At 48.4% G+C, this 19,741-nt stretch carries 15 protein-coding genes; 4 read left to right on the top strand and 11 right to left on the bottom strand.

The features are described 5' to 3' along the window. Positions 1-18: 18 nt before the first annotated feature. Complete coding sequence (locus L9P87_RS01250; protein WP_237442859.1) at positions 19-444, bottom strand: hypothetical protein; 426 nt, start codon at positions 442-444, stop codon at positions 19-21. A gap of 193 nt (positions 445-637) precedes the next feature. Between L9P87_RS01250 and L9P87_RS01245 the strand changes: the two genes are divergently transcribed. The 4 genes from L9P87_RS01245 to L9P87_RS01230 all read left to right on the top strand — a co-directional run bounded on the left by L9P87_RS01245 (position 638) and on the right by L9P87_RS01230 (position 4,839). Continuing rightward, entirely contained in the window at positions 638-1,138 is a 501-nt protein-coding gene (locus tag L9P87_RS01245; protein ID WP_237442858.1) for a peptidylprolyl isomerase, read from the top strand. An 18-nt stretch (positions 1,139-1,156) separates the two neighbouring features. Then, on the top strand, positions 1,157-1,879 hold the full coding sequence (locus L9P87_RS01240; protein ID WP_237442857.1) for a UDP-2,3-diacylglucosamine diphosphatase: 723 nt from the start codon (positions 1,157-1,159) through the stop codon (positions 1,877-1,879). A gap of 125 nt (positions 1,880-2,004) precedes the next feature. Next, positions 2,005-2,916, top strand: coding sequence for a hypothetical protein (locus L9P87_RS01235; RefSeq protein WP_237442856.1), 912 nt, complete (start codon positions 2,005-2,007; stop codon positions 2,914-2,916). Positions 2,917-3,168: 252 nt separating this feature from the next. Next, on the top strand, positions 3,169-4,839 hold the full coding sequence (locus tag L9P87_RS01230; RefSeq protein ID WP_237442855.1) for a class I adenylate-forming enzyme family protein: 1,671 nt from the start codon (positions 3,169-3,171) through the stop codon (positions 4,837-4,839). A gap of 45 nt (positions 4,840-4,884) precedes the next feature. Here the strand turns inward: L9P87_RS01230 and L9P87_RS01225 are convergent, their stop codons facing one another. From L9P87_RS01225 to fadB, 10 genes are all read right to left on the bottom strand, one after another. Further along, positions 4,885-6,057, bottom strand: a complete 1,173-nt coding sequence (locus L9P87_RS01225) for a phosphoglycerate dehydrogenase (protein ID WP_237442854.1) — start codon at positions 6,055-6,057, stop codon at positions 4,885-4,887. Positions 6,058-6,192: 135 nt separating this feature from the next. Further along, positions 6,193-8,064, bottom strand: a complete 1,872-nt coding sequence (locus L9P87_RS01220) for a SurA N-terminal domain-containing protein (RefSeq protein ID WP_237442853.1) — start codon at positions 8,062-8,064, stop codon at positions 6,193-6,195. 91 nt (positions 8,065-8,155) lie between these two features. After that, positions 8,156-8,431 (bottom strand): HU family DNA-binding protein, encoded by a 276-nt coding sequence (locus L9P87_RS01215; protein WP_237442852.1) that lies wholly within the window; start codon positions 8,429-8,431, stop codon positions 8,156-8,158. A 145-nt stretch (positions 8,432-8,576) separates the two neighbouring features. Beyond that, positions 8,577-10,988 carry an endopeptidase La gene (gene lon / locus L9P87_RS01210; RefSeq protein WP_237442851.1) on the bottom strand — a complete coding sequence of 804 codons (2,412 nt, stop codon included), beginning with the start codon at positions 10,986-10,988 and terminating at the stop codon, positions 8,577-8,579. A 126-nt stretch (positions 10,989-11,114) separates the two neighbouring features. Next, a complete protein-coding gene (gene clpX / locus L9P87_RS01205; protein WP_237442850.1) occupies positions 11,115-12,407 on the bottom strand; it encodes an ATP-dependent Clp protease ATP-binding subunit ClpX in 1,293 nt (430 codons plus the stop codon). An 83-nt stretch (positions 12,408-12,490) separates the two neighbouring features. Beyond that, on the bottom strand, positions 12,491-13,132 hold the full coding sequence (clpP, locus tag L9P87_RS01200) for an ATP-dependent Clp endopeptidase proteolytic subunit ClpP (RefSeq protein WP_237442849.1): 642 nt from the start codon (positions 13,130-13,132) through the stop codon (positions 12,491-12,493). Positions 13,133-13,260: 128 nt separating this feature from the next. Further along, complete coding sequence (gene tig / locus L9P87_RS01195) at positions 13,261-14,574, bottom strand: trigger factor (protein WP_237442848.1); 1,314 nt, start codon at positions 14,572-14,574, stop codon at positions 13,261-13,263. A gap of 248 nt (positions 14,575-14,822) precedes the next feature. Next, positions 14,823-16,148, bottom strand: a complete 1,326-nt coding sequence (locus L9P87_RS01190; protein ID WP_237442847.1) for a hypothetical protein — start codon at positions 16,146-16,148, stop codon at positions 14,823-14,825. A gap of 110 nt (positions 16,149-16,258) precedes the next feature. Further along, complete coding sequence (gene fadA / locus L9P87_RS01185) at positions 16,259-17,434, bottom strand: acetyl-CoA C-acyltransferase FadA (RefSeq protein WP_290368473.1); 1,176 nt, start codon at positions 17,432-17,434, stop codon at positions 16,259-16,261. Positions 17,435-17,452: 18 nt separating this feature from the next. Next, positions 17,453-19,612, bottom strand: coding sequence for a fatty acid oxidation complex subunit alpha FadB (fadB, locus tag L9P87_RS01180; protein WP_237442846.1), 2,160 nt, complete (start codon positions 19,610-19,612; stop codon positions 17,453-17,455). Positions 19,613-19,741: the final 129 nt, after the last annotated feature.

The following is a 19,741-nucleotide window of genomic DNA, read 5'->3' as shown; positions in this document are numbered from 1 at the left end:
AATCAGTGGGGAAATAATTTACTGCTGTAAATATGCCACTATCTGACGTAGTTCAGCCTCACTGTATAGCCGACCAAAGCTTTCGCAACGCTGCTCCAGTTCCTTTATCTGTTGATTCAGCGCACTATTCTCTGCTTTCAGTTGCTGCATCTCTTCGCCGCCATCATCAACAGCATCTTCTGTGGCAACAACAGGCGCTCCATTAAAGGGGACGATAAACAGTTTTTTGCCGATGTGGCCATCGACCCGCTGCGAGATGGAACTGCCCTGACCTGACACCACTCTTACCGACAACCTCTTCTGGTTGAGCAACTGGCGCAGCGCCGGAGTAAATTGCACCCGCCCCAACCCCGAGGCACGAATCAGGTCAGCCAATAGCATCGATTCATTGCCTGCCAAACCCTGCATGATTTTCCGCTGTCTAAGCACCGCCTCAGTATCCATTATTTTGCTCCGTTCTTACCCACTACAATTATTGGCCGAATAATGAAGAAAACACAGCATTTGGTCAATACATCTGCAGCTATCGGATAAGATTCAGCCCTTTACTCATGCCCGAATGCATCCGTATAATCGCCAACACAATACTCGTACCGGTAGAAATATACCGGCCACACCGCTAAAGAAGGCAAATCGCATGTCACAAGTTACGCTACACACCAGCAAGGGCGATATCGTCATTGAACTAAACACAGAAAAAGCCCCTGTTACCGCGGCCAACTTCCTTGAGTATGCCAAGTCTGGCTTTTACGACGGTATAATCTTCCACCGTGTGATCAAAGGCTTTATGGTTCAGGGCGGCGGCATGAATGCCGACATGTCTGAGAAGGCGACCAATGCCAGCATCAAAAACGAGGCAGACAACGGCCTGACCAATGACCTTGGCACCCTGGCCATGGCTCGTACCAACGACCCTCACTCGGCTTCTGCCCAGTTCTTCATCAACGTCACTAACAACAGCTTTCTTAACCACAGCAGCCCAACACCTCAAGGCTGGGGCTATGCAGTTTTCGGCAAGGTTGTTGAGGGTATGGACATTGTTCATCAGATCGAAGACGTGGCCACCGGCAACAAAGGCCATCACGGCGATGTTCCTCTTGAGCCCATTACCATCAACAGCACCACTGTTGCTGAGTAATTAAAGGCCGATTTGACAATGAGCATACTTCTTACCTCCGATATCCACCTCGACCCGAAGCGCCTTGATATTGCCAAAGCCTTCGATCACTTTCTCGCCACCACGGCACGCGAGTGCGAATCGCTGTACTTATTAGGCGACATTTTTGAGGCTTGGATAGGTGATGACTTTAGTATGCCCTTCGTCGATCAAATTAAATCGGCTCTGCGCGCCGTTAGCGATAGCGGCGTTGCGGTGTATTTTATGCATGGCAACCGCGATTTTTTAGTCGGTCAGGATTTCTGCAACGATATCGGCGCCACTCTACTCGACGACCCAACCATGCTCGAATATGGCGGTCAGCGAATCCTATTGATGCACGGTGACAACCTCTGCCTAGAAGACGTTGATTACCTCGAATTCCGCAAGATGGCTCGAAACCCGGCCTGGCAGCAACAAATATTATCCAAGAGCATCCCCGAACGTATCGCTATTGCAGAGCAAATGCGCAACGACAGTCAGGATGCAATGAGCACTAAATCCGCCGACATTATGGATGTCACGGTAAGCGAGGTTGATCGTCTGTTGGCCAAACACCAAGCTGACCTGATGATTCACGGTCACACCCACCGCCCCAACACCCACAAACAGGCTGACGACAAACAACGTATCGTACTCGGTGATTGGGATAAATCACTGTGGTATTTAACCCTCGATGAGAACAGAGATGAATTGGCCAAGTTGATCAAACAGCCACTGTAGCGTCGAACATTATTACAGCCTATATTTTCTTAAATATGATTTAATCAGCTAACGCTTGAGCTCGTCGACAATACTTGGCGGACGAGCAATGCGACCCAACAATAATAAGAATAGTTAGGTTGATTATGTCTTTTTTTCGCACCATAGCACTGGCGCTTATTGCCTCGTCCTTGTTTTTAACAGCCTGTGGTGGTGGCAGCGGTAGCGACGATGCCGGCCAGGCTGAGTTACCTGGCAATACCTTCGATTTAAAATTGATTGATAGTACGGATCTTGCCGGCTTTTGGTTGCTGACGGCAAACCTCATCAGCGAGGACTTCGACAACAATGAAATACTCACCGTCGGGCTCCGCTATGCTATTACGATCAGTCACCACGACGCTCAAACCATCTCGCTGACTGACGACCATGCATTTTGTTATTCTGACTTTATTGCCTTGCAAAATGCTAGTACACCGATTGATGTCACCGGCAATAACATCACCCTCAGTGACAGCCAGCTAAACACCTATACCTTTAACATCAATACCACCGGTAATTTACAGGGCACTATTTATAATGCTGAGGGTACTTTTCTCGGCAACGCTGAGTTGCACAAGTTAAGCCAAGACCAGCAGGTCTCTTTCGCCACCGCTGATATTGATTTTCGTGGGGCGGACGGCAACGGCACAAACACCGCTTTCAACGGGCGCTGCTTCCAAGAGCTACAGGTCAATGTCAGAGAACTCGACAGCAGCGAGCTAACCCTAGCCATAGCTGCTTATTATATTGGCAACACAGAATATCAAGTCCGCACATTCAACAGCACCAGCCCGTTGGAGCCCTCTCTGAACAATCTTTCCAACACCCTCGCCTCCCCAGAGGGAAACTACTTCTCCAACGCCGAGGACCCTGACGAAATATCTACCCACGTCGTTAATAGCAACAACCAATCTGTCAGTTTTCAGATGCAAATGTACAACGCATTTAGCATGCCCATAGATAGCTTGATTACCATCGACGCAGCCATCAAGCTCAACGACCTCTCTTCTCAGTAAGCACCATTGTTGAGCCCTCATCTATTCCGTGAAGTAGCTCCTGCCAGCATTACGGTAAGGTAAGTAAAACGTGACAACGCTGAGTATAAATACAACGAAACTCACCGGCAGCCTTCGTTCTTGCCCCATACTCATCCGCCTGTGCGCTATTGTCATTGCAGCGTTTCCAATTGCTGCATTTCGTCATCTTTAGCGTCACGATAGACTCACACACAATCCATAATTTGACCAATAACAAACACGGTATTCTCCATGACTGAACAACTGCGCCAGGCGATTGACACCCTCACCCTCGAAGGCATGCCCTTTGCCATCGACACCTGTGAAAAGACTGGAGAAAAAACCTACCTCGCTCAACCCGAATCACTGCGAGCTATATATGAAGCGGCCAAGGACCATGGCGACGCCTGCTATATGGCCTATGACGATGAGCAGTGGACCTTTAGTCAAACCCTGGAGCGAGCTGCCAAACTGGGTCACTATCTCGCTGACAATGGTATAGGCCAAGGTGACCGCGTCGCCATTGCCATGCGTAACTACCCTGAGTGGATGACCAGTTTCATCGCCATTACGGCCATTGGTGGTGTTGCCGTGGCACTGAATAGCTGGGGCAGCGGTGAAGAATTGAATTACGGCGTCAAAGACTCTCAATCCAAGGCCATTATCGGTGACAGCGATAGACTTGACCGCCTGACTGAGCTTGAGGCGCTTACCGATATCCTCGCCATCTGCTGCCGATCAGAGGTGAACGCAAGCTATGTTCAATGGCAGGATATTATGCAACAGCGTAACGAAACAGAGTTTCCTGCTCAGACCATTGCCGACGATTCCGCCCCCGCTTTAATAATGTATACCTCGGGCACCACCGGCCAACCTAAGGGAGCTGTATCCTCCAATAAAGCCGTACTCAGCGGCTTGATGAACGTCGAGATGTCCGGTGCTATTGTCGCCATGCAACATCCGGAAGTACTTGAGAAAATTATGAACAACCCCCATCAAAGCGGCGCTTTATTGACCGTACCGTTGTTTCATGTCAGCGGCCTTCATGCCTGCACCCTGCCCGCTCTTCGCCGTGGCAGTAAAGTGGTCATGATGTACAAATGGGATGCAAAAGAGGCACTGAAACTAATCGATGAGCACAATCTGCAGTCGGTCAGCGGCGCGCCCATGGTGGTGGAAAACTTCCTCGATGAAGCCGAGGCACAAAACAAAAGCCTTGACCACCTATTCTCTCTCGCCAGTGGTGGTCAGGCTCAGCCTGCCCATCTAACGCAGAAGGTTAAAGATCGCGTACCCAACGGCATGATCGGTGCGGGCTATGGCATGACAGAGGCCAATTCGACTATTTGTTCTGTTGCCGGTAACACCTACCTCTGCAATCCAACCAGCTGTGGCTACAGTCTGCCGATTGTCGATCTCGAATTACGGGATGACAATGGTGAAGTCGTTGGCGACGGTGAACGCGGCGAAATTTTTGTCCGCGGCCCAATGTTGATGACTGAATATTATGGTCGCCCTGAAGCCACCCAAAAGGTGCTTGTTGACGGCTGGTATGCCAGTGGTGATATCGGTCAGTTCTGCGATAAAGGCTTACTGCACATTGTCGATCGCAAGAAAGATATGATTATTCGAGGCGGTGAAAACATCTACTGCGCCGAGGTTGAGGCCGTATTGCTAGCCCATGACGAGATTCTAGAATGCTGCTCATTCGGCCTGCCACACGACACCTGGGGCGAAGAATTAGCCATGGTAGTCGTTGCCAAACCAGGCAGTGATCTCTCGGCAGAAGGTGTTCAGATGTATATCAAACAGCATCTGGCAAACTACAAGGTGCCCACCAAGGTGTATTTCAGCGAGCAAGCGCTGCCTCGAAACACCCTCAATAAAATCCTGAAGCCGGCGGTAAAAGCACAGTACCAATAACACAATAGAGTCCCAGCCCGCGATGAGCGGGCTGGGAAATAGCTATTATAACAAGCGAATATTGATAACGCCGTCGATGGCCTGTAAATCTGCCACTACCTGAGCCGATGGCTTGTCAGCTAAATCGATAATGTTATAGGCAATCTCGCCCCGACTTTTATTGAGCAAATCAATCACGTTCAGATTCGCCTGCGCCAGTACGGTGGTAATACTACCTAACATCGTAGGGACGTTATGGTTAGTAATCGTCATTCGAAAGGCACCGTTGTCACGGGGCATTTTTAAGGCCGGAAAGTTAACAGCATTAACAACATTGCCGTGCTCCAGAAAATCCTTCAGCTGCTCAGCCACCATGATGGCACAGTTATCCTCGGCCTCATCGGTGCTGGCGCCAATGTGCGGCATTAATAAACAACCGGGCAACCCGATTAATTCGGGGACGGGAAAGTCGGCGACGTATTGAGCAAAAACCTTATTATTCAGCGCCTCGGCGACCGCTGCGGAATCGACTATTTCCTTGCGTGAGAAGTTAAGTAAAACTGTCTCTGGGCGGCAGGCGGCCAAGGTATCACGATTAATTAAATTTCTGGTGGCATCCAAAACAGGTAGGTGCAGCGTGACAAAATCGGCGCGGGCAAGCACCGACGAAATAGATTCAATACGCTCAACCTCGCTGGGCAAACGCCAAGCCGCCTCGACTGAAATAGCCGGGTCGTAACCAAGCACACTCATTCCTAACGATAATGCCATGTCCGCAATCTTAGAACCGATCGCCCCCAAACCAATAATACCAATTGTCTTACCTGCCAACTCATTGCCCTTGAAGCGCTTTTTTTCAGCCTCAAGCAAAACATTCATTGCTTTTTCATCTAACGATCTATCAAGGGTAGAGACATAGTCTATACCCTGTAAAATGCCTCTGGAAGACAGCAGCATTCCGGCTAAAACTAATTCTTTCACCGCATTGGCATTGGCTCCAGGTGCATTAAAAACGGGAATACCTCGACCAGTACAGGCCTCAAGCGGAATATTATTCACCCCAGCGCCAGCTCTACCGATGGCCTTTACCGTTGGCAAGATATCCTCGACCTGCATCTTGTACGAGCGCAGCATCAAAGCATCTGGCTGCTCCGTCTTCTCTGCCACCTCATAGCCGGCAGCGAGTAAGCGGTCTAACCCTTTGACTGAGATTTGATTATAGGTGCGTATAGTTTTCATTGTATTTCTAGTCCATTATTTCATTTTTATTATTGCCTCTATTTAACCAGCCTTTCGCTGAAATAGCATCCAATGAAAATTTTTAGGCATAAAAAAACCCGCCGAAGCGGGTTGCTTTAAACGCTAACAGTAGCGCTATTTAATCTCTATCTCTGCCGATGCCTTCAGTGCAGATTGCACCAAGGCAAAAGCAGACTCACCGCTATTACGTGCAACATACTCGGCGAAATAGGCCTTCTCCTGCTCACTGACATCGCCAACACTACCCTCGGCAATTGACGTCACTGCCACTATAGCAACATCGCCACCGGGTAAATTGACCTTCTGAGCCGATAAACCATCAGCAGGAGGCAGGGTAAACAAAGCCTGAGCAATAGCAGGCAATAACGAGGCAGAGGCCTCGCGAGAAACAGGCTCAATAACAGTCAGTGCTAGGGCGTTATCATCTGCTACCTGCTGTAGATTGTCGGCGTTACCAGACAACAATTGTTGTGACAGTGTATCGAGTTCTTCGGCAACTTTCTGATCAGTGAGTATTTGGACGATATCTGCGCGGATCTCTGCAAAGGCAATCTGCTCAGCCTTGTCATGCTTGGACAAATGCATGACTACGGCTGTCGAGTCATCCAACTCGACAACATCAGAGTTATTACCTCCGGTGAGAACATCAGCACTAAACGCCGCCTTAATGACTGCTGCATTGCTAAAAATGCCATTACCACCCTGGCGAGTAAAAGCTTCACTGGTCGCTACGGTCAAGTCTAAATCTTTCGCAGGACCGGCAAGATCCTCTGCATTAAAGGTGTAATCTTTCAGGCTTTCTAACAGCTGAATGTATTCTGTTTGAGAGTTCTGCTGCTGAATGGTCAGTTCTATTTCCGCGCGGCTTTGCTCAAATGTTGGTGGTTCAATCTTGTCGACGGCCAATAACTTAATCAAGTGAACACCGGCATCTGTGACGACAGCATCTGACAGCTGATCAACATCGAGCTCAGCAGCAGCCTGCTCAAAGGCCTCGGGGAAGGCTGTTCCATCGGTGACACCGAGGTCGCCGCCCATGCTAGCAGAGCCAATATCCTCAGATAACTCTTCAGCAACAACTGCAAAGTCCTCGCCGGCCTCAATGCGGGCCTTGATTTGGCCAACTTTGTCGATGGCTTGCTGCTGGTTCAGCGTATCGTTCACCTCGATAAGAATGTGGGCAACATGACGCTCAGTACCCGCATTAAACAAAGCAACCTGTTCGCTATAACTGTCGCGTAGTACCTTTTCGTCAATAGGCTTAAAGAGGTCCTCGACAGATAGCTGAATGTAATTCACCGATACAGCTTCATCGGTCATAAACTGCGCAGCATTTTCCTGGTAGTAAGTTTGCGCCTCTTCTTCGCTAACATTTACTTGCTGCCTTACCTGCTCAGCCGACAGCACTACATATTCACCACCACGCTTTTGCTTTAACAATTGCGCAGCAGCAGCCAACTCTGCACTGGTGGCAAAATCACTGTAGGCAACACCGCTGGCGTACTGAGACATCAACACTTGCTTAAACAATAACGCCTTGTAGCCGCCGGTGGTTAGGCCGGCCTGACGCAAAATAGCATCGAAGCGAGTACGCGAAAATACTCCCTCTTCATGGAAAGTGCTATCTTGCAGAATAATTTGGTCGATGAAATTGTCAGATACTCGGAACTTTTCTTCCGATGCCTTTTGTAACAGCAGCTTGTTTTCTACCAGCTGGTCAAGCGCAGGCTTTCGCACAATAGCGCTATCGATACTGTTAATATCGAAGCCTTCGCCCATTTGAGAGGCTAGTCGCTGCATCTGTTGGTTAACTTCACGACTCAACTCATTTTCTGAAATCGCCTCGCCATTGACAGTGGCAACATCTGAGCTTGGCGCTGAGTTAAACAGTGCATCAACACCAAAAAAAGCCAAAGGGACAATCATAATGCCTATTATAATTTTGGCGATCAATCCTTGGGAATTATCCCGGATATTCTGAATCATGAAACCCCTCCTACACCTAGGGTATGGAACTATACAGATAAAAAAAAAGCGCACCCGTTAGATACGCTTTTCATAAAAGATATTAAGGCGATTAGCTGTTTACAGCGTCCTTAAGAGCTTTACCAGGCTTAAAGCTTGGGATAGTCGCTGCTGCGATCTCAATTGGCTCACCCGTGCGTGGGTTACGGCCAGTACGTGCAGCACGTTCTTTAACACTGAAGGTACCGAAACCAACTAGAACAACCTGCTCACCTTTTGTTAATTCTTCAGATACGCTGTCGATCATAGCGTCTAGTGCACGACCAGCGGCAGCTTTAGGTAGGTCTGCTTGAGCAGCAATTGCATCAATTAGCTCAGATTTATTCACATTATTCCCCTTAAAAAAGACTATTTACTTTACTTACAAATATAATTAAAAATTCCAGGCTACAAACAACAGCACCGGACTTGAATCACTTGCACAGAACACTTTATACCAAGTGCTAGAATAGCGGTCAAGCCACAGAGCACCCTCAATGCGTACTAATTCTGCCGTCTGTAGTCGATTTGGTGTTTTCACTGACCGGTTTATCCCAACCAGCCATATATTCTTCATCAGAAATCGGCTCAGGAACCCTCTCCAAAGCAATTTCCAACACCTCATCTATCCATTTTACTGGACGAATATCTAACGCCGCTTTGATGTTGTCAGGAATTTCCTTTAGATCTCGCTCATTCTCATGGGGAATGACCACGGTATCTATACCGCCGCGATGGGCTGCTAGAAGCTTCTCTTTCAAGCCTCCGATAGCGAGGACCTCCCCTCTCAGAGTGATCTCTCCAGTCATCGCCACATTTGATTTAACCGGTATCTTAGTTAAAACCGAGACCAGTGCAGTACACATGCCGACACCAGCGCTTGGGCCGTCTTTAGGCGTCGCTCCCTCAGGCACGTGAATATGGATATCATATTTTTCATGGAAGTTGGCTGGAATACCCAGCGATTGTGAACGCCCCCTCACGACGGTGGTCGCCGCTTGGATGGATTCCTGCATGACATCGCCCAACTTACCCGTTTTAACCTGTCTACCGCGACCGACGACCGCCGCCGACTCAATGGTTAAAATTTCGCCTCCGACAGAGGTCCACGCCAAACCGACAACCTGACCAATTTGGTTTTCTGCCTCCGCCTTACCATAGTTAAACTTTTGTACGCCTAAGAAGTCTTCAAGATTTTCGGAAACGACCTCAGTTGACTCAGCCTTATCAATCAGCGCCTTCTTAACAACCTTGCGACAAACCTTGGCGATCTCACGCTCAAGGCCTCGAACACCGGCTTCGCGGGTATAATGACGAATAACATCACGGATGACGCTCTCACCTAAATCCAACTCGGCATTTGCCAAGCCGTTTTTCTTAATCTGCTTAGGCAGTAAATATCGATCGGCAATATTCACTTTCTCGTCTTCGGTGTAACCGGGAATCCGAATCACTTCCATGCGATCCAATAATGGACCCGGGATATTCATCGAGTTCGACGTACACACGAACATGACCTCGGACAGGTCATAATCAACCTCGAGATAATGATCATTGAAGGTACTGTTCTGTTCTGGATCTAACACTTCCAGCAAAGCAGAGGCCGGATCACCACGATTATCCATGCCCATTTTATCGATTTCATCGAGCAAAAACAGCGGATTTTTAACCCCTACCTTAGACATTTTTTGGACGATCTTACCCGGCATTGAACCGATATAGGTTCGTCGATGACCTCTGATCTCAGACTCGTCACGCACACCGCCTAGGGCCATGCGAACAAATTTTCGGTTGGTTGCCTTGGCAATCGACTCTCCCAGTGAGGTTTTACCGACGCCCGGGGGGCCAACCAAACAAAGTACTGGGCCATTCAACTTTTTAACACGCTGTTGGACCGCCAAATACTCTAAAATACGATCTTTAACCTCTTCCAAGCCGTAGTGATCATCATTAAGTACTTTGTCGGCCTTGGCGATATCATGACGAACCTTTGAACGTTTCTTCCACGGCACGCCCACCATCCAGTCAATATAGCCGCGTACGACAGAAGCCTCAGCCGACATAGGCGACATCATCTTAAGCTTATTGAGCTCAGCTAATGTCTTATCCTTCACCTCTTTGGGCATGCCCGCGGCATCGATTTTGGCCTTGAGATCTTCAGTTTCATTAGGTACATCATCAAGATCGCCCAACTCTTTTTGAATGGCCTTCATCTGCTCATTCAAATAATACTCACGCTGACTTTTTTCCATCTGCTTTTTAACGCGCCCACGGATACGCTTTTCGACATTGAACAAATCAATCTCAGAGCTCATCAGCCCCATGATGAATTCAATCCTCGAATGCACATCAGCCAGCTCTAGTATTTCTTGCTTCTGCGCCACATCTAACGACAAATGCGCAGCGATTGTATCGGCCAACTTACCCGGCTCATCGATGCCATTGAGCGAACTCATCACTTCAGAGGGCACTTTCTTACTGGTATTAACATACTGATCAAACTGACTCATCGTTGTTTTAACCAGTAACTCAGCCTCTTTCTCAGCCAAGTCCGGTAACGCAATAACATTCGCAGTCGCACTATAGAAACCATCGGCCTCGACAACATTGCTGACAGCAGCACGCTGACCGCCTTCAACCAACACTTTGACAGTGCCATCTGGCAATTTTAACAGCTGTACAATGGTCGATACGGTACCGATTTCAAAAATATCTGCGGCTCCGGGATCATCTTCAGAGGCGTTTTTCTGTGCGACCAGCAACACTTCCTTATCACCTTCCATTGCCTGCTCTAGCGCTGCAATAGATTTTTCACGGCCGACAAAAAGAGGGATAACCATCTGCGGATAAACAACAACATCACGCAACGGCAAGAGAGGAATATTGTTAATTTCTGACATTGTCATTACCTCATTTGCGGCGCAACAGAAGTCGACCGCATCATTATTTTGATAATTGTCATTAATTTGAGCATCGCCCAGCAGGGCTTAAAATGACAACGCCCTTGCATGGCAAGGGCGCTTAAGAGAGCTTTACTCTTTAGGTAGTGCTTTGCTTTGCTGCTCGCTGGCTTCATAAACAATCAATGGCTCTGACTCGCCTTTGATCACACTGCCATCAATAACAACCTTACTGACAGCCCCCTCAGAGGGAACCTTGTACATCGTATCCAGCAATACCGCTTCGAGAATAGATCGCAGGCCTCGCGCCCCCGTCTTACGCTCCACAGCCTTATTGGCTATTTCAAGCAAGGCATCTTCTCTAAAATCAACCTCAACACCTTCCATCTCAAACAACTTGTCATACTGCTTGGTCAACGAGTTCTTCGGCTCAGTAAGTATGCGAATCAAGGCATCTTCGTCGAGTTCCTCTAGTGTTGCAATCATCGGAAGACGACCAACAAACTCTGGAATCAAGCCAAAGCGAATTAGGTCTTCGGGTTCGAGATCTTTCAGCAATTCACCAACATTACTGGTTTCATCCTTACTCTTGACCTCAGCGCCGAAACCAATACCACCCTTTTCAGAACGGTCGCGAATAACCTTATCTAGGCCGGCAAACGCACCGCCACAGATAAACAGAATATTGGAGGTATCAACCTGCAAAAACTCCTGCTGCGGGTGTTTACGACCACCCTGAGGAGGCACAGAAGCTACGGTACCCTCAATCAGTTTCAACAGTGCCTGTTGTACACCCTCACCCGAAACGTCGCGGGTGATGCTGGGGTTATCAGACTTGCGTGAAATTTTATCGATTTCATCGATATACACGATGCCCCGCTGGGCACGATCGACATCGTAATCACATTTCTGCAACAACTTCTGAATGATGTTTTCGACATCTTCGCCGACATAACCAGCTTCCGTCAGCGTTGTGGCATCAGCAATGGTAAACGGTACATTCAACAGACGAGCCAATGTCTCGGCCAATAGTGTTTTACCACTACCTGTCGGGCCAACCAACAGGATATTACTCTTGCCTAGCTCAACCTCATCTTTCTTGGTTAAACCACTGTAGCGGAGGCGTTTATAGTGATTGTAAACAGCAACGGCCAATACTTTCTTGGCACGGGTTTGACCTATCACATAGTCATCAAGGGTTTCGCTGATTTCACGGGGAGAAGGCAGTTTTTCTTGATCATCAGACGGCGCAGTCTCCTGTACTTCTTCACGGATGATGTCGTTACACAGATCGACACACTCATCACAGATGAAGACAGACGGTCCGGCGATTAATTTCCTCACCTCATGCTGACTTTTACCACAAAAGGAACAGTAAAGTAGCTTGCCGCCATCTTCGCCTTTGCCGTTAGTCTCGTCGGTCATCTAATACCTCATAAATTCTTTATAAACGTTTATGAACTTAGAGATAAGGCCACTAAGCTCATAATACAAGGGTCTACACGATGTTATTTCGCTAAATCGCGCTGACCGACCACCGAATCAATCAATCCGTATTCGACAGAGGCCTCAGCACTCATAAAATTATCACGCTCGGTGTCACGCTCAATAGTTTCGATGGTCTGCCCCGTATGTTCAGCCATCAAGGCATTAAGCTTTTCACGGATAATCAGGATTTCCTGAGCTTGGATGTTGATATCCGTCGCCTGTCCCTGAGCACCACCGCTAGGCTGATGAATCATAACCCGAGAGTTAGGCAAGGCATGGCGCTTACCCTTTGCACCACCGGAGAGCAAAAACGCTCCCATGCTACAGGCCTGACCAAGGCACATCGTGCTAACATCTGGCTTAATGAACTGCATGGTGTCGTAAATCGACAAACCCGCAGTGACGGAGCCGCCGGGCGAGTTAATGTACAAATGAATATCTTTGTCAGGGTTTTCTGACTCTAAGAACAGCAACTGAGCAACGATCAAATTAGCCATATAATCATCGACAGGGCCTACACAGAAAATAACGCGTTCTTTTAACAGTCGTGAGTATATATCAAAAGAGCGCTCTCCACGGGCTGTTTGCTCAACAACCATGGGGACTAAACCGACGCTATTTACAGTGTGATCAAAAGGTGTACCGGTTTTATAACTAGACATGACTATTTGTTATTCCTATCTAACACAAGAAGTTATAAGTAAAGTATTCTACAGCCACAAAAAAAGCAAGCGACTACCCCTTGCAGTGTAGCCGCTTGCTTTAATTTTGTTGAGATATAAAAGGGTGATTAAGCGGCTGGTTGCTGCTGTGCGATCACGTCTTCATAGCTCTCTTCGCTGTCGGTTACCGTCGCCTTCGCTAGGATGGTCTCGACAACTTGGTCTTCAAGAACTGCTGACTCAACTGCCTGAAGCTGCTCTTGGTTACCGTAGTAGTATTCAACAACCTGTTCTGGCTCCTGATAAGTTGAAGCAATTTCTTCAACCTTAGCGCGAACCTTGTCAGCATCTGGAGAAATTTTCTCAGCCTTGATAACTTCACCCAACAACAGGCCTAAACGTACGCGACGTTCAGCTTGCTCAGTAAACATATCATCCGGAAGGATTGACTTATCAAGACCTTCAGCACCGGCACCGAATTGCTGGAACATCTGGTTGCGCAACGTTTCAATCTCACCGGCGACCAGCGACTTAGGAACATCAACTTCGTTGGCAGCAAGAACAGCATCCATTACCTGAGTCTTAACTTTGTTGCTGGTGGCGTTAGCAAGCTCACGCTCCATATTGGCCTTAACTTCTTCACGGAAGCCTTCTTCACCATTGTCGCTCACGCCGTACTTAGCGAAGAACTCTTCGTTCAATTCAGCTTCTGTACGCTCATTAACCGCGTTAACCTTAACGGCGAATTGAACCGCAGCGCCTTTCAAGTCTTCGTTGTGATAATCTTCAGGGAAGCTCAATTCAAGCGTCTTCTCGTCACCGGCGCTGAGACCTACAATACCGTCTTCAAAGCCAGGGATCATACTCTTAGAACCAAGTTCAAGGTCAGAGTTCTCAGCGGTACCACCGTCGAAGGCTTCGCCATCTTTGGTGCCAGCATAGTTAATGTTAACCTGATCACCTTCAGCGGCAGCACGCTCAACAGCATCCCAAGTGCCCTGTTGCTTACGGAAGATATCGATCATCTTAACAACGTCAGCCTCAGTCACTTCCGCAACCGGCTTGCTGATTTCAATGGAAGAAAAATCCGCTAGTTCAACGGCAGGATAAACCTCGAAGGTCGCGATGTACTCAAGATCCTTACCGGCTTCTAGCTGCTTGGGCTCAACACTTGGCTGACCAGCTGGCTGAACTTTTTCCTGAGTGACAGCTTCATAGAAAGTCTGGCTCATTACCTCACCGACAACTTCCTGACGAACACCGGCACCGTAACGCTGCTTAACAACCTTAAACGGGACTTTGCCAGGGCGGAAGCCGTCGATCTTAACTTGCTTGGCAACTTTTTTAAGACGGTTTTCGATTTCAACTTCTACGCGCTCAGCAGGTACGCCAACAGTCATACGGCGCTCAAGTCCAGAAGTCGTCTCAATAGAAACTTGCATGAAAATTCCTCATCGGCCAATAATCATTCACTATCGGCTGAATATCTATAGTATTAATTACTTCTGCGCTTTCATCGTGGAAGACAGAACCTTGCTGTAATTCAGCAATTGCGCGCCATCGTCAAACGAGGCGGCAAATAAATAAATCCTGCATACTGACAATTTACAACAGCCGCAGGATCAATAAAATCGGTCGGCATAGTGCCACAACAAAGGCAGCGGTTCAACCGCTGTCTCTACTACAAGCACTACTTAGGGAAGCAAATAAGCATTGTGGCGTCATTGTGGCCTGCGTCCACCTGTACCGCATCGACCAAAGCCGACAACAAGACGGCTTGCTCAGACGCCAACTCTGCCTGATTAACACAGACTTTTTGATCGACTGACATCACAATAATGTAATCACCAAGATTATCAATTCGCAGCGTCTGTTCTGCACCAAGAACCACTCTGACGACATAGAAATCATCGTAATCGACAATCACCTCACCACAGTGATCACTGACGAAGTCATAACCTTCAAACCGCTCTGTATTGGTCACAGCAATATCCATCATCTCGATAGCACGCTCGCTATCCCAATGCTGCTGAGTAAGCACTTTCTGTGCAAAAGAGAGGATTAACCGCTCGTAGACCGGCGTTTGAAATTCAATCGTTCGGACGCCATGCTGCAATGCATGGGGGGTGTAACAAGGGACTTTCACCACATCCCCAACCGCCAGAGGCTTTAACTGCGTAAAGGCATCCATTTGACGGCGCTCTGATAGCTCTTTAGCCATCAATTCGGCCGGTATAGAGCGCATCCACACCTTCAACTGTTCAGCACTCACCGGCTCATCTAGAGCAATGCCATCAGCATCACGCATGCTATCAATATGGCGATCGACCTCAACCCTGACCTGACGGTACTGTTTTACCGCATCAGCATAGCCAGATCTAAAGGCGTCCTCGGAGGCATACTGGGCCAGTTTTTGCTGATTAAAGCCGAAGCGAATGGCGCCCTGGCCGGCTGGCCAGCTCTCTTTATCAATATGAGTAACGACATAAACCTCTTGCTTTTTCGTATGCAATTCAAAATACAAGTCGCCAAACACCTCTTCCGCTAGCGGATCAAGGATTTTCAACAAAACCAATTGCCTACATTCATTGAAGGCGGACGGAAACAACGCCAGCAGATAGGGGATTGCGACACTACCGCCTCGCTGAGTAAAGGCACAAACACCGCGCTGCTCAACACCGGTATACCAAATCTCCTGCCCCCAAGGCTTGGGAATAAACAACGGCGATAATTGTAGCGGCTTCGACAAATCAATACAGACAGCACCAACTGCCGCAACAAGACTGACAAAATCACCCTCAGCGGGCAAAATAAATTCGACGCTCTTTTCAACCACAGCCACTCTAACCTGGTCTTGAGCAATCGCCACAATTGCGACAACACGAACCTCAGGGGTTTCGGTCAACCATTCGCAGACAATCTTTTGCTCGAGACAATAGAGACCATGACGGTTTCTATGCTCAGCAATAAATACTTCTACATTATCAACATCTATCAGCTGCGGTTTAACAGTCATTACCTAATCCAAAATCTTCTTCGCCGCTATGATAGCAAAATGCCGTGCTATAGCACTGAAATTTTGGCACAAAAAAGGCGGCTTACGCCGCCTTTTCATCAGCTTGAGCGCTATAGGCGCTCAATCACTGTACTGATACCCTGACCGAGACCAATACACATCGTCGACAGGCCAAATTGGCCATCGTTTTGCTCCATCACATTCATGAGTGTCGTAGTGATACGAGCACCTGAACAGCCGAACGGATGACCTAGTGCGATAGCACCGCCATGCAAGTTGACCTTATCATCAACTTTATCAAGCAACTCGAGGTCCTTCAGAACAGGGATTGCCTGCGCTGCAAACGCCTCGTTAAGCTCAACAAAATCCATATCAGCCATGGTCAAACCGGCACGAGCCAAAGCCTTGTGCGTCGATGGTACAGGACCATAACCCATGATTGATGGATCAACACCGGCAACAGCCATACCTTTGATTCGAGCACGTGGCTTCAAGCCAAGCTCTTTACAGCGTTTACCTGAAACGATCAGCATGGCGCTGGCTCCATCGGCAATCTGTGAAGAACTACCGGCAGTCACGGTACCATTACGCGGGTCGAAAACTGGGCGCAACTGCGACAAGCTTTCCACCGTGGTTTCTGGACGAATCGTTGTATCGACTTTAATCAACTTGCGCAGACCGCTCTCGTCGTGACCTTCAATAGGCACGATTTCATTAGCAAAACCACCACCGAGGGTCGCCGCATGGGCAAGACGGTGCGAACGCGCTGCAAGCTCGTCCTGCTGCTCACGACCGATGCCATGCAACATAGCAAGGGCTTCGGCAGTCAAACCCATCATACCCGCAGCCTTGGCCACAGACTTACTAGCAGCCGGGTTAGGACTGACACCTTTATTCATCGGCAGGTGGCCCATGTGCTCAACACCACCGATGACAAATACATCGCCATAGCCAGCAGCGATAGACTGAGCAGCAATATGCAGCGCAGACATAGAAGAACCACACAGACGGCTGACAGTTTGAGCTGCCGAGGTATGAGGGATAACCGTCATCACCGACATCATACGGGCGATGTTCCACCCCTGCTCTTCGGTCTGGTTAACACAGCCCCAAATTACATCTTCTACTAACGCAGGATCGACGCCCGGGTTACGAGCCATCAACGCGTTTACCAAATCAGCCGACAGATTTTCCGCTCGAACATTTCTAAAAACACCGTTCTTAGAACGACCCATCGGTGTACGTACGCCGTCAACGATGACAACATCATTATCTAAAATAGTCACTTTAATATCCCCGCTCTATTACTCGCCTGCCTGATAGAAAGTCTCACCGTTTGCCGCCATGTTACGCAGCGAATCGGTAGGCTGATACAACGCGCCTAGGTGAGCATATTTATCGGCCATTTCTACAAACGCTTTAGCACCCATAGCATCGACGTACTTCAGTGCACCGCCGCGGAACATTGGGAAACCAATACCCATGATCAAAGCCATATCTGCTTCTGCTGCCGAGGCCACAATGCCCTCATCCATACAACGCATGACCTCATTAACCATTGGCACCATAGTGCGAGCAATAATCTCTTCATCAGAGAACTCAGCAGTGAAACCGCCGACACTCTTAACCAGAGCGTTTGCCTCTTCACAAACTACTTTCTTGCTGCGACCACGGCGATCTAGCTCATAGGCATAGAAACCCTTGTCGTTCTTCTGCCCGAAACGCTTGGCCTGATACATCACATCCACAGCACTTTGCTGATCCAGATCGAACTTCAAACGATCAGGGAAGGCATTCGCCATGACGCTACCAGCGTGATCTGCCGTATCAATACCGACAACATCCAGCAAGTAAGCAGGACCCATTGGCCAGCCGAAGTTTTCCATTACCTTATCGACTTTATGGAAATCTGCACCTTGAGCAACCAAGATGTTAAAGCCTGCAAAATATGGGAACAACACGCGGTTAACAAAGAAACCTGGGCAATCGTTAACAACAATCGGTGTTTTACCCATCTTCAGAGCAAAGGCAACCGTGCGTGCGATGGTTTCTTCCGAGCTCTTCTCACCACGAATTACTTCAACCAAAGGCATTGCGTGTACAGGGTTGAAGAAGTGCATGCCACAGAAGTTTTCTGGACGTTTCAAGTCTTCAGCAAGACGCGTGATAGAAATGGTTGAGGTGTTTGAGGTTAAAACTGCATCTTCGGCAAGGTGTGTCTCACACTCGGCCAAAACTGCCTTCTTAACTTTTTCGTTTTCAACTACAGCCTCGACAACAACATCGACACCGCCAAAATCTTCGTAGTTCAGCGTTGGGCGAATAGCATTGAGCACATCGGCCATTTTCTCAGCCTTCATGCGGCCGCGGTTAACACGCTTGGCCAGCAAGTTCTTCGCCTCATCGAGGCCAAGCTTAATACCAGCTTCGTTGATATCTTTCATCAATACCGGCGTGCCTTTAACAGCGGACTGATAAGCAATGCCACCACCCATGATGCCAGCACCCAAAACAGCCGCTTGCTCGACAGACTTAGAATCACCAACAAAACCCTTAGCAACTTTGTCGACAACCTGATTATTAAGAAATAACTGGATTAATGCGCTGGAAATTTCAGATTTCGCCAACTGCACAAAGAAATCAGCCTCAACATCAAGAGCTCCGGCACGATCGAGGTTAGCACTACGCTCCATCGATTTTAACGCCAGCTTTGGCGCTGGGAACTTACCCGCCTGCGGGATAACAACACCCTTGGCCGAGGTAAATACCATCATACGCTCGATATCGTTGAGTTTAAGCGGCTCAAGTTTTTCTTGGCGCTTGGCAACATAATCGAAATCACCCGCAAGGACATCAGCAAGTAGATCCAGCGCAGCTTCGCGGACACTTTCGTGAGCAACAACAGCATCGACAGCGCCATCTTTTAGCGCTCTGTCTGCACGGTATTCGCTACCGGTGCACACCCATTCGATGGCGTTATCGGCACCGATAACACGCGGCAGACGGACAGTACCACCAAAACCCGGGTTGATACCTAACTTAACTTCCGGCAGACCGACCTTGGCTGATGCACTCATCACGCGGTAGTCACAGGCCAGAGCCATTTCTAGACCGCCACCCAAGGCAATACCATTGATTGCACAAACGGTGGGGAAAGGCAGATCTTCGAATGCATTGAAGATACTGTTAATCTTTAAATTGCCAGCCTTCAAATCATCTTCTGAACCGGCAAACATAACGGCGAATTCAGTGATGTCGGCACCGGCAATAAACAAGCCCTTGCCACTGGTTACAATAAGGCCTTTTGCATCGGCGGTTGCTTGCAACTGCTCAACAACGTCGCCAAATTCATTAAGAGTGAGCGCATTGAACTTATTAACGCTCTCTCCCTGTAGGTCGAAACATAACTCATAAATGCCATTTTCTAACGCAGAAAGCGTGATGGCCTTACCCTGATAACTCATAAAAAACACCTCTCGCAGGGGCGCTGGATTTTTCACCACAAAATAGTTCAACATCCCAACTATTTTAGCGGCACACGTACTTAATATATTTATTCTTGCAGACCTGAGATCGCAAGCTGAACAGAATGT

It is taken from the genome of Sinobacterium norvegicum (assembly GCF_923077115.1).
In the GTDB taxonomy this organism is placed as follows: domain Bacteria; phylum Pseudomonadota; class Gammaproteobacteria; order Pseudomonadales; family Sinobacteriaceae; genus Sinobacterium; species Sinobacterium norvegicum.
Note: the sequence above shows the minus strand (reverse complement) of the source record. Positions and strands in the feature narration are given on the sequence as shown.

Bases quoted from the DNA above. Each gene is read 5' to 3' on its own strand.
- L9P87_RS01190 (WP_237442847.1), bottom strand. From the start codon at position 16,148: ATGACTGTTAAACCGCAGCTGATAGATGTTGATAATGTAGAAGTATTT.
- L9P87_RS01240 (WP_237442857.1), top strand. From the start codon at position 1,157: ATGAGCATACTTCTTACCTCCGATATCCACCTCGACCCGAAGCGCCTT.
- L9P87_RS01250 (WP_237442859.1), bottom strand. From the start codon at position 444: ATGGATACTGAGGCGGTGCTTAGACAGCGGAAAATCATGCAGGGTTTG.
- L9P87_RS01235 (WP_237442856.1), top strand. From the start codon at position 2,005: ATGTCTTTTTTTCGCACCATAGCACTGGCGCTTATTGCCTCGTCCTTG.
- lon (WP_237442851.1), bottom strand. From the start codon at position 10,988: ATGACAATGTCAGAAATTAACAATATTCCTCTCTTGCCGTTGCGTGAT.
- L9P87_RS01225 (WP_237442854.1), bottom strand. From the start codon at position 6,057: ATGAAAACTATACGCACCTATAATCAAATCTCAGTCAAAGGGTTAGAC.
- L9P87_RS01245 (WP_237442858.1), top strand. From the start codon at position 638: ATGTCACAAGTTACGCTACACACCAGCAAGGGCGATATCGTCATTGAA.
- L9P87_RS01230 (WP_237442855.1), top strand. From the start codon at position 3,169: ATGACTGAACAACTGCGCCAGGCGATTGACACCCTCACCCTCGAAGGC.
- fadB (WP_237442846.1), bottom strand. From the start codon at position 19,612: ATGAGTTATCAGGGTAAGGCCATCACGCTTTCTGCGTTAGAAAATGGC.
- clpX (WP_237442850.1), bottom strand. From the start codon at position 12,407: ATGACCGACGAGACTAACGGCAAAGGCGAAGATGGCGGCAAGCTACTT.
- clpP (WP_237442849.1), bottom strand. From the start codon at position 13,132: ATGTCTAGTTATAAAACCGGTACACCTTTTGATCACACTGTAAATAGC.
- tig (WP_237442848.1), bottom strand. From the start codon at position 14,574: ATGCAAGTTTCTATTGAGACGACTTCTGGACTTGAGCGCCGTATGACT.
- L9P87_RS01220 (WP_237442853.1), bottom strand. From the start codon at position 8,064: ATGATTCAGAATATCCGGGATAATTCCCAAGGATTGATCGCCAAAATT.